The sequence below is a fragment of the Brevibacterium siliguriense genome, from assembly GCF_900105315.1.
GTDB lineage: Bacteria > Actinomycetota > Actinomycetes > Actinomycetales > Brevibacteriaceae > Brevibacterium > Brevibacterium siliguriense.
Window position 1 is genome coordinate 1,649,632 of record NZ_LT629766.1, and the last position, 10,958, is coordinate 1,660,589.

Here is a 10,958-nt window from a genome sequence, read left to right on the forward strand (position 1 = left end):
TTCATATCGGTGTCCGTGATTGAGGTGCTAGCGAAGCTTCCGAAATGACTTCGGTGCATTAGACTGACCGAAACTCATCAAAATATGACAGTTCGTCCAGTGGTTTCACATTTTCGGTAAGGGCAGACAGGGCCCTCATCCGTGTGCGCTGTCTGTATCAGAAAAGAGAAAACGTGAAGAAGCTCGCTTCAGCGGTGTCGATGATCGCCGCCTCCGCCCTCGTCCTCTCGGCTTGCGGTTCGGGTGGAGGATCCGGCTCGGACTACATGGCCTGCATGGTCTCCGACTCCGGAGGTTGGGACGATCAGTCGTTCAACCAGTCCGGCCGTGAGGGAATGGAGAACGCGAAGAAGAACCTGGGCATCGAAGAGAAGCTCGCCGAGTCCCAGGGCGATTCCGACTTCGGACCGAACGTCGACAACATGGTCCAGCAGGGCTGCAATCTCACCTTCGGCGTCGGATTCCTCCTCGAGGACACGATCCAGGAAGCCGCCGAGGCCAACCCGGACCTCAACTTCGCGCTCATCGACTCCACGTTCTCCGACGCCGACGGCAAGCCGGTGACGATCGACAATGCGAAGGCAGTCGTCTTCAACACCGCAGAGGCCGCTTACCTGGCCGGCTATGTTGCGGCCGCGACCTCGAAGTCCGGCAAGGTCGGCACCTTCGGCGGCATCCAGATTCCGTCGGTGACGATCTTCATGGACGGCTTCGCCGATGGCGTCAAGAAGTTCAACGAAGACAACAAGAAGGACGTCAAGCTGCTCGGCTGGAACAAGGAGAAGCAGGACGGCTCGTTCTCCGGTGACTTCGAGAACCAGGGACAGGGTCAGGAACTGACCAAGCAGCTCATCTCCCAGGGCGCTGACGTCATCATGCCCGTTGCCGGACCCGTCGGCCTCGGTGCCGCAGCGGCCGCGAAGGAAGCCGGAGACGTCAACCTCGTGTGGGTCGACTCCGACGGCTACGAGTCGACCGAATACGGCGACATCATCCTCACCTCGGTGGTCAAGAAGATCTCGCAGGCCGTTGAGGACACCATCAAGGAAGGCACCGAGGACAAGTTCTCCAACGAGCCCTACGTCGGCACGCTCGAGAACGAAGGCGTGGGCCTCGCCCCGTACCACGACTTCGAGGACAAGGTTCCCGAAGACGTGAAGAAGGACGTCGAGGAGTTGAAGAAGCAGATCGTCGACGGCAGCCTCGTCGTCGAGTCGGAGAGCACACCGAAGTAAGCTCGTCGGTTAAACTGCAGGGCCGAGTACTTTCGGCCCTGCAGTTTTCAAGTTTGTGAGGAGAACCGGAAGCAGTGAAACTCGAGCTTCGCGGGATGACCAAGGTGTTCGGATCGTTTGTGGCCAATGACCACATCGACCTCACCATTCAGCCGGGCGAGATCCACGCCCTGCTGGGTGAGAACGGCGCGGGCAAATCCACCATGATGAATGTCCTCTACGGACTCTACGACGCCGATGGGGGAGAGCTCCTCATCGACGACAAGCCGGTGAAGTTCTCCGGCCCCGGGGATGCCGTGGCCGCGGGAATCGGCATGGTCCACCAGCACTTCATGCTCGTGCCCGTGTTCACCGTCGCCGAATCCGTGGCGCTGGGCTACGAACCCACGAAGAGCCTCGGGCTCCTCGACATCAAAGAGGCGCGGAAGAAGGTCAAGGAGATCTCGTCGCGCTTCAACTTCAACATCGATCCCGATGCACTCATCGAAGATCTGCCGGTCGGCGCGCAGCAGCGCGTGGAGATCATCAAGGCACTGTCCCGGGATGCCGAGATCCTCATCCTCGACGAGCCCACGGCCGTGCTCACTCCGCAGGAGACCGACGAACTCATCTCGATCATGCGCCAGCTCAAGGAACAGGGCACATCGATCGTGTTCATCACCCACAAACTTCGTGAGGTCCGGGCGATCGCCGATGCGATCACCGTCATCCGCCGCGGCAAGATCGTCGGTGAAGCCTCACCCGAGTCGACCGAGACGGAACTGGCCAGCCAGATGGTCGGCCGTGCCGTGTCGCTGACGACGGAGAAGGACGCTGCCGATCCGGGGGATGCCACCTTCCAGGTGCGCGGACTCACCGTCCTCGACAAAGCCGAGAACGTCGTCGTCGACGACGTGTCCTTCGACGTCCGTCGCGGTGAGATCCTCGCCGTCGCCGGTGTCCAGGGCAACGGTCAGACGGAACTGGCCGAGACGATCATCGGCCTGACCGAACCCCGACTCGGGTCGATCACCCTCGACGGGAAGAACCTTGTCGGGAAGTCCGTGAAGGGCCGCCTCGGTGCCGGCATCGGATTCGTTCCCGAGGATCGGTCGACCGACGGCATCATCGCGGAGTTCGCGATCCGCGAGAACATGATCCTCGACGTCTACGACCGCGAACCCTATGCCAAGGGCCTCAACCTCAAACCGAAGGTCATCACGGAAGAGGCGAAGAAGAAGGTGGACGAGTTCGACATCCGCCTCGGCAGCGTGGCCGACCCGATCGCGACCCTCTCGGGCGGCAACCAGCAGAAGGTAGTGCTCTCCCGGGAGCTCGGGCGTGACCTGCGACTGTTCATCGCCAGCCAGCCCACCCGCGGACTCGACGTCGGTTCGATCGAATTCGTGCACAAGCGCGTCATCGCCGAACGTGATTCCGGCACCCCCTGCATCATCGTCTCGACTGAACTCGACGAGGTCTACGGCCTCGCCGACCGCATCGCCGTGATGTACGCCGGACGCATCGTCGGCATCGTGGGCCCCGAGACCTCCCGTGAAGCATTGGGCCTGATGATGGCAGGTGTTCCCGCCGACGAAGCCCTCGAAGCAACTTCAGGCAAGGCGAGCACCGAGGGTGCCGGCAAGCCTGCAGACGATGCAGAACCGGCCGCCACCTCGGCGGATTCCGCGGACGACGACTCAGCCACCACCTCGGCGGAGGAGACCAAATGACGACTGATATCTCACCCGCGGCTCCCTCGGCGGCACCGCCGCCGGAGCCCGAGGCGGAGGAGGGCAAGGAACAGACGCTGCTGCAGCAGATCATGTCGGGATCCTGGCTCGTCTCGCTGTTGGCGATCGTGCTCGCCCTCCTGTTCGGCGGCATCCTCATCGCCGTGTCGAACGCGGAGGTCGTCGCGGCAGCCGAGAACTTCTTCGCCGCCCCCGGCGAGTTCTTCGCCACGCTCTTCCAGACCGTCGGCAACGCCTATTCGGCACTGTTCCGCGGGGCGGTCTTCGACTGGGAGGCCCGCACCACCGAACGCGCCATCCGCCCCCTGACCGAATCGATGGTCTCGGGCACACCGCTCATCCTCACCGGTCTCGGCATCGCTCTGGCCTTCCGCTGCGGTCTGTTCAACATCGGCGGCCAGGGCCAGGTCATCCTCGGCGCGACCATCGCCGGATTCCTCGGCTACGCTCTGCCGCTGCCTCCCGTCGTGCACATGCTCTTAGCCGTCCTCGGCGGCATCATCGGCGGTGCGATCTGGGCCGGAATCGCCGGTGTCCTCAAGGCTCGCACCGGAGCCAACGAGGTGATCGTGACGATCATGCTCAACTCGATCGCCGGCTATGCGCTGGGCTATCTGCTCAAGCAGAACTGGTTCACGCACACGAACTCGGCGAACCCGCAGTCGCGCGTCATCGATGACTCTTCGCAGATGTTCCTGCTCTTGCCCCCGCCGTTCCGCCTCCACTTCGGCTTCATCATCGCGATCCTCGCGACGATCTTCGTGTGGTGGCTGCTCGAGCGCTCGACGGTCGGCTTCGAATTCAAGGCCGTCGGTGCGAACCCGCACGCGGCCCGGACCGCAGGCATCTCCGTGTCGAAGGTGACGATCCTCGTCATGATCGTCGCCGGTGCCCTGGCCGGACTCGGCGGTGCCGCACAGGTGCTCGGCACCGAATACAAGCTCACCGGCGGAATCAGCGGATCGATCGGCTTCGACGCGATCACCGTTGCCCTGCTGGGACGGTCGAAGCCGCTGGGGACGTTCCTCGCGGGACTGCTCTTCGGTGCGTTCAAGGCCGGTGGCTACCTCATGCAGTCGCAGACGGGAACGCCGATCGATATCGTCCTCGTCGTCCAGTCCGTCATCGTGCTGCTCATTGCGGCCCCGCCCCTGGTGAGGTCGATCTTCCGGCTGCCCACACCGGTGCTCAAGCGGAAGGAGGACTGAGATGACTGCTCAGACCGTGGTTAAGACACCTTCGACCCAGGCCAAGGCGCTTGCGCCGATCGCCTGGAAGTTCCCGATCGTCTATACGATCCTGGCGCTGGTCTCGCTCATCTTCTTCGGCCTCATCGGCCGTGACGGTGAGACGACCTTCCGTGTGGCCACCGGCGGAGACTTCTTCGCCATCCCCGACTTCGCCGTATCCTCGACAGCGGCGGGGCTGACGTTGGGAATCATCCTCGTCATCATGGCCGCCGTGTCGATCTATGTGTCGGTCAAGCGCATCAGCCTCGGCTCCTGGTTCCCGATGCTCTTCGGCGTCGTCTTCGTCCTGTCCTTCCTCGCGTGGGCCGGCGGCGGATCCGGTGGCGTCATCCCGCTGACCACGCTGCTCGCCGGAGCGCTGGCACTGTCCGTGCCGCTGATCTTCGGCGCCATGTGCGGGCTCGTCGGTGAACGTTCGGGCATCATCAACATCGCCATCGAAGGCCAGCTGCTGGCTGGCGCGTTCCTCGCAGCGGTCGTCGCCTCCGTGGTGAAGAACCCGTACGCGGGTCTGCTCGCCGCCCCTGTCGCCGGTGCCCTGGTCGCAGTGGTGCTCACCTTCTTCGCGGTGAAGTACTGGGTCAACCAGATCATCATCGGCGTCGTCCTCAACGTCCTCGTCGTCGGCGTCACGAGCTTCCTCTACTCGACGGTCCTCACCCAGGATCCGGGGCTGTGGAACTCCCGCCAGAAGCTGCCGAATCTGCCGATCCCGCTGCTCTCGGACATTCCGGTGCTCGGGCGAGTGCTGTTCGACCAGAACATCCTCGTCTACATTATGTACGTCGTCGTCATCGCCCTGCAGATCTTCGTCTTCCGTTCGAAGTGGGGACTGCGGATGCGGGCCGTCGGCGAGCACCCGAAGGCCGCTGACACCGTCGGCATCAAGGTCAACTTCACCCGCGTGCGCAACACCCTGCTCGCCGGTGCCATCGCCGGCCTCGGCGGTGCCTTCTTCACCGTCGGCTCCGGACTGGCCTTCGGCAAGGAGATGTCGGCAGGACAGGGCTATATCGCCCTGGCCGCGATGATCCTGGGCAAATGGAACCCGAAGGGTGCACTGTTCGCGGCGCTGCTGTTCGGCTTCTCCAAGAGCCTCGGCAACACTCTGCAGTCCATCGGCACCCCCGTGGCCAATGAACTGCTGCTCATGCTGCCCTACATCGTCACCGTCTTCGCCGTCGCCGGCTTCGTCGGGCGAGTCCGCCCACCGGCAGCGGAAGGTGTGCCCTACGTGAAGTGAGCCCCGCCTCGGCGACGGATCAGCACTGCCCCTCGAATACCCCGCAGTCACAACCTGAAGGAAGTATCCCCATGACTGTCCCCGAACCCCGCGCTTCCGCACCCGAGTCGACCGACCCGGCCTGGAGTGAGGACCCCACCCCCGTCTGTCCCGAGGACCTCAGCGAAGGCACCTGGGAGCTTCTGCGAGCAGAAGCGAAACGGGCGATGACGAGGGCCTATGTGCCGTACTCGAACTATCCGGTGGGGGCGGCCGGTCTCGTCGACGACGGTCGCATCGTCGGCGGCTGCAATATCGAGAACGCCTCGTTCGGGGTGACCCTGTGCGCGGAATGCTCGCTCGTCTCCGAACTGTTCATGACCGGCGGCGGCCGCCTCGTCGCCTTCGACTGCGTGGACGGGGAGGGCAAGACCCTCGTCCCCTGTGGGCGGTGCAGGCAGCTGCTGTTCGAACACGGCGGCAACGACCTCGTCATCAACATGCCCAGCGGACGCGCCCCGATGTCCGCAGTCCTGCCCGACGCTTTCGGACCCGACCACCTCAGTGCAGAGCGCAGCGAGCATGAGGCCAAGCACTGAGGGGTATTCCCCGCGCCGAGGCAGTCCTGGCCGTGGCCACGGCCGGATCGGGCCAGCAGGGTCCGATGGCTACGAAGATTTCGACGACAACGAAGGATTGAGACCGTGATCGTAGAAGCATTCGACACCGCCGACGTCATCGCCGCCAAGCGTGATGGTAGGGCCCTGAGCAAGGAGCAGATCGACTGGGTGATCGACGCCTACACCCGCGGCGCCGTCGCCGAAGAGCAGATGGCGGCTCTGGCCATGGCCATCTTCATCAACGACATGGAGTCAGAAGAGATCGCGCACTGGACCCAGGCGATGATCGACTCCGGCGAGCGTATGGACTTCTCCTCCCTGTCCCGGCCGACCTCGGACAAGCATTCGACCGGGGGAGTCGGTGACAAGATCACCCTGCCGCTGGCCCCGCTCGTCGCGGTCTTCGATGTGGCCGTCCCACAGCTCTCCGGTCGCGGTCTCGGCCACACCGGCGGCACCTTGGACAAGCTCGAATCGATTCCCGGCTGGCAGGCGGGTTTGAGCAATCAGGCGATCGTCGATCAGCTCGAGGACGTCGGAGCCGTCATCTGTGCCGCCGGAACCGGTCTGGCCCCGGCGGACAAGAAGCTCTACGCCCTGCGCGACATCACCTCGACGGTGGACTGCATTCCGCTCATCGCCTCGTCGATCATGTCGAAGAAGATCGCCGAGGGCACCTCCGGGCTCGTCCTCGACGTCAAGGTCGGGTCCGGTGCGTTCATGAAGGACCTGACGAAGGCCCGCGCGCTCGCCCGGACAATGGTCGAGCTCGGCAAGGCCGCGGGTGTTCACACGTCAGCTCTGCTGACCGATATGTCCACTCCCTTGGGTCTGACCGTCGGCAATGCCCTCGAGGTCCGCGAATCCGTCGAGGTCCTGGCCGGAGGCGGACCTGCCGACGTCGTCGACCTCACCGTGGCCCTGGCCGAGGAGATGCTGCGTCTGGCCGGCAAGACCGATGTCGACGTCCGTGCCGCGCTGAAAGACGGCCGGGCCATGGACAAGTGGAAGCAGATGATCCGCGCCCAGCAGGGTGACCCTGACGCCGCTCTGCCCGTGGCCGAGCACACCGAGGTCGTTACCGCGACCGAATCCGGGGTGCTCACCCAGCTTGACGCGCTCTCGGTGGGAGTCGCCTCGTGGAGGTTGGGCGCCGGACGGGCACGGAAGGAAGATCCGGTCCAGGATGTCGCGGGCATTGAACTGCACGCGAAACCCGGGGACACTGTCACGGCTGGTCAGCGGCTCATGACACTGCACACGGCGACCCCGGAACGCTTCGAGCGGGCGATCGAGGCTCTGGACTCTGCGGTCGAGATCGGCGGTGACGCCGCCTCGGTGCCGGAGTCGATCGTCTTCGACACGATCACCTGAGCTTGATCACACGCCGGCGGCACTGCTGCGCGGCCGCCGACCTCACTACTCTGGAACCACAGCCTTAGAATCTGCATCACCGAACTTGGAGGAACCCCATGACCAGCCGCGCCGATGTCGCAGCCATGATCGACCACACGCTGCTCAAGCCAGAAGCGCCCCCCGCTGACGTCGATGCCCTCGTGGCGGAGGCGAAGGAGCTGGGCGTGCTCGCGATCTGCGTGTCACCGTCCATGCTGCCGGTCACCGACCCGGGTGAGCTCATTGTGGCCACCGTCGTCGGGTTCCCGTCCGGTCAGGTGAAGCCGGAGATCAAGGCCGCCGAGGCGAAGCGGGCCGTCGCCGACGGTGCCGCCGAGGTCGACATGGTCATCAACATCGGACAGGCCATCGCCGGGGACTTCGACGCACTCGAAGCCGATATCCGCGGTGTCGTCGAGGCCAGCGGGGACGCCGTGGTCAAGGTCATCATCGAGTCGGCGGCGCTGACCGATGAGCAGATCGTCGAAGCTTGCCGTCGCTCCGAGGCCGCCGGTGCCGGGTTCGTCAAGACCTCAACCGGTTTCCACCCGGCCGGCGGAGCCAGCGCTCACGCCGTGTCGCTCATGCGCGAGACCGTGGGCGACCGTCTCGGCGTCAAGGCCTCCGGAGGAATCCGCACCGCCGAGGCCGCCGAAGAGATGATTGCCGCCGGCGCAAGCCGCTTGGGTCTCTCCGGCAGCAAAACCATCCTAGAATCCCTCTAATTGCTACCTGACGGCGGCCCAGCAACCTCGCGCGAGGTAGCTGGGCCGCCGTCAGGTAGTAAGGGAGGTCAGAGGGCGAAGAAGGTCTTCAGCTCGGTGCTCATCGACGACAAGCGCTCCTTGAGTGCCGGTTTGAGCGAAGCGCTCGCCGAGGCGGTCGGCAGGCGCACTCCGGCGCTGGCCGCCGCACGTGCATCGGCCTCGGCCGCAGCCTGGATTTCCGAGGGTTCGGCGACGACCTCGAGATAGCACTTGAGCTTCGGCTCGGTGCCCGAAGGGCGCACGATGACGCGCGAGTTCGACTCCGAGAGCAATAAGATTCCATCGGTCGGGGGCAGACCCTCATATCCGGCAGACAGGTCGTGAACCTCTGCGACGGGTGAACCGGCGAGAGCGGCCGGGGGTTCTCGCGCAGCTTCGCCATGGCCGTGGCGATGAGTGAGACATCGTCGAGGCGGAAAGACAGAGGAGCGGTGGCGAAGTAGCCGTCGCGGCGCCGGATCCGGTCGAGTTCGGCTTCGATGCTGCTGCCTGCAGACTTTAGACGTGAGGCCAGAGACGCGAAGGTGACCGCGGCGGAAATGCCGTCCTTGTCACGGACCGCAGCCGGGTCGACGCAGTAGCCGAGTGCCTCTTCGTATCCGAAGACAAGCCCGAGACTGGCACGAGATATCCACTTGAAACCAGTGAGTGTGTTCACCGCGGCGAAACCGTGGCTCTTAACCGCAGCTGCGAGAGCCCGGGAGGACACGATCGAGTTCGCGAAAACGGCGCCGTCTGAACCGCTTTCTGCGAGTCGGCCCGCGAAGTCCTCACCCAACAGCAGCCCCACCTCGTCGCCGGTCAGCTGCCGGTACCCGATGGCCGTCGACTCGTCCGGGATGGCCGCGGAGAACCGGTCGGCATCGGGGTCGTTGGCGATGATGAGTTCGGCACCAACCTCCCGAGCAAGCGCATAGGACTCATCGAGCGCCCCGGCTTCCTCCGGATTCGGGAAGGACACCGTCGGGAAGTCCGGATCCGGGGCCTGTTGGGAGGCTACCGGGTGAAGGTCGGTGAAGCCGGTGCGGGTCAGGGCAACCTCGGCGACACCGGCACCGACACCATGCAGCGAGGTGAGCACGATCGACAGTTCCGCCTCCGCGCGCACGCCCAATTCGTCGATTCGTGTCAGGTAGTTCTCGACGATTGACTCGTCGAGGTGCTCCCATCCGGAGTCCGCACGCGGCACCGAGGCGACCGATTCGACGGCTGCGATCTTCTCGGCGATCAGCGAATCGGCCGGGCTGACGATCTGAGCGCCCGCACCCTCCTCGGCGTCGGCCTCTGAGCCGAGCGCCAGCAGGGGACGTTTGCCCAGGTAGACCTTGTAGCCGTTGTCAGCTGGCGGGTTGTGACTGGCCGTGACCATGACTCCCGCATCGGCTTCGAGATGCGACAGCGCGAAGGCAAGCAACGGGGTCGGCAACTGCTCGGGAAGTTGGATCGCGACTCCGCCGGCGGCGGTGACGACAGCGGCGGTGTCGGCGGCGAACTCCGCGGACTTGTAGCGGGCATCGCAGCCGATGACGACGCGGAATCCCTCACCGACGGTCTCAGCGAGGAATGCCGCCAGACCGGCGGCCGCTCGGATGACGACGGCCCGGTTCATCCGGTTCGGACCGGCAGCGATCTCACCGCGCAGTCCGGCGGTGCCGAAGACGAGGGGACCTGAGAACCGGTCCTCGAGATCGGCGACCGCAGCCGCATCCCCGGCCTCCGCCTCGGCGAGGATGTGCTCCAAGGAGGTGGCCGTCTGCGGGTCGGGGTCATCGGCGATCCAGGCGCGGACCACCTCGGCGTCGAATCCATTCGTGAACCTTTCGGCTACGCGGGTCATGTTCCGTCCTTTTCGGGTCTGCGGTGAAGAAGGGGTGAGGTAGGGGAGTGCTGGTGTCGTCGGTGCTGAGACTCAGAGCTTCGCGACGATATCGGCGAGCAGGCGGGAGATGCGCGGGGCCGCTGCGGCACCGGCCTCGATGACCTCGGCATGGGAGAGCGGGGTCTCCTGGATGCCGGCGGCGAGGTTCGTCACCAGCGAGATTCCCATGAGCTCGAGCCCGGCCTGACGCGCGGCGATGGCCTCCAACGTCGTCGACATGCCCACCAGATCAGCGCCGAGGATCCCGGCCATGCGCACCTCGGCGGGCGTCTCGTAATGAGGTCCGCGGAACTGCGCGTACACACCTTCGTCGAGCGTCGGGTCGATCTCCTTGGCGATGGCCCGCATGCGCGGAGAGTACAGATCGGTGAGATCGACGAAGTTCGCGCCCTCGATCGGGGAGGTCCCGGTGAGATTGATGTGGTCGGAGATGAGCACGGGAGTGCCGGGTGCCCAGTTGCGGTTGAGTCCGCCGCACCCGTTCGTCAGCACCAGCGAGGAGCAGCCCGCAGCCGCTGCGGTGCGCACACCGTGGGCAACCGCCCGCACGCCCTTGCCCTCGTAGTAGTGGGTGCGCGATCCGAGGACGAGCGCATGCTTGCCGCTGGCCTCGATCCGCACGGAGCGCAGGGTCGCACCGTGGCCTTCGACGGCGGGAGCGTGGAATCCGGGAACCTCCGCTGCGGAGATCTCGGCGACGGTCTCGCCGAGGAGGTCCGCCGCCCCACCCCAACCGGAGCCGAGGACGAGCGCGATGTCATGCGATTCGATGCCCGCATTCGCGTTGATGGTCGTGGCCGCGGCGTGCGCGGCGGCGGTAGGATCGCTTAAGTCAGTCATGACGCCAAGATTATCAA

Annotated in this window: 8 protein-coding genes and 1 pseudogene; 7 read left to right on the top strand and 2 right to left on the bottom strand. The window is 65.0% G+C overall.

Annotated elements, in window-relative coordinates; all coding sequences use genetic code 11:
- Positions 1-173 precede the first annotated feature (173 nt).
- From BLU88_RS07185 to deoC, 7 genes are all read left to right on the top strand, one after another.
- Positions 174-1,235 (top strand): BMP family lipoprotein, encoded by a 1,062-nt coding sequence (locus BLU88_RS07185; RefSeq protein WP_231939667.1) that lies wholly within the window; start codon positions 174-176, stop codon positions 1,233-1,235.
- Between the two features lie 74 nt (positions 1,236-1,309).
- Positions 1,310-2,947, top strand: coding sequence for an ABC transporter ATP-binding protein (locus BLU88_RS07190; RefSeq protein WP_092011815.1), 1,638 nt, complete (start codon positions 1,310-1,312; stop codon positions 2,945-2,947).
- Positions 2,944-4,176, top strand: coding sequence for an ABC transporter permease (locus tag BLU88_RS07195; RefSeq protein WP_092011818.1), 1,233 nt, complete (start codon positions 2,944-2,946; stop codon positions 4,174-4,176). Before BLU88_RS07190 ends, BLU88_RS07195 begins: the two co-directional genes overlap by 4 nt.
- 1 nt (position 4,177) lies before the next feature.
- Entirely contained in the window at positions 4,178-5,461 is a 1,284-nt protein-coding gene (locus tag BLU88_RS07200) for an ABC transporter permease (RefSeq protein ID WP_092011821.1), read from the top strand.
- 71 nt (positions 5,462-5,532) lie between these two features.
- Positions 5,533-6,039, top strand: coding sequence for a cytidine deaminase (locus tag BLU88_RS07205; RefSeq protein ID WP_092011824.1), 507 nt, complete (start codon positions 5,533-5,535; stop codon positions 6,037-6,039).
- Between the two features lie 108 nt (positions 6,040-6,147).
- Entirely contained in the window at positions 6,148-7,434 is a 1,287-nt protein-coding gene (locus tag BLU88_RS07210) for a thymidine phosphorylase (RefSeq protein WP_092017287.1), read from the top strand.
- 98 nt (positions 7,435-7,532) lie between these two features.
- Complete coding sequence (deoC, locus tag BLU88_RS07215; RefSeq protein WP_092011827.1) at positions 7,533-8,180, top strand: deoxyribose-phosphate aldolase; 648 nt, start codon at positions 7,533-7,535, stop codon at positions 8,178-8,180.
- A gap of 68 nt (positions 8,181-8,248) precedes the next feature.
- Here deoC and BLU88_RS07220 read toward each other — a convergent pair.
- Positions 8,249-10,059 (bottom strand): annotated as a pseudogene (locus tag BLU88_RS07220) (phospho-sugar mutase).
- A 72-nt stretch (positions 10,060-10,131) separates the two neighbouring features.
- The gene (locus tag BLU88_RS07225) at positions 10,132-10,941 is read right to left on the bottom strand and encodes a purine-nucleoside phosphorylase (protein ID WP_092011830.1); all 810 of its coding nucleotides are present in this window, start codon (positions 10,939-10,941) and stop codon (positions 10,132-10,134) included.
- Between the last annotated feature and the right edge of the window lie 17 nt (positions 10,942-10,958).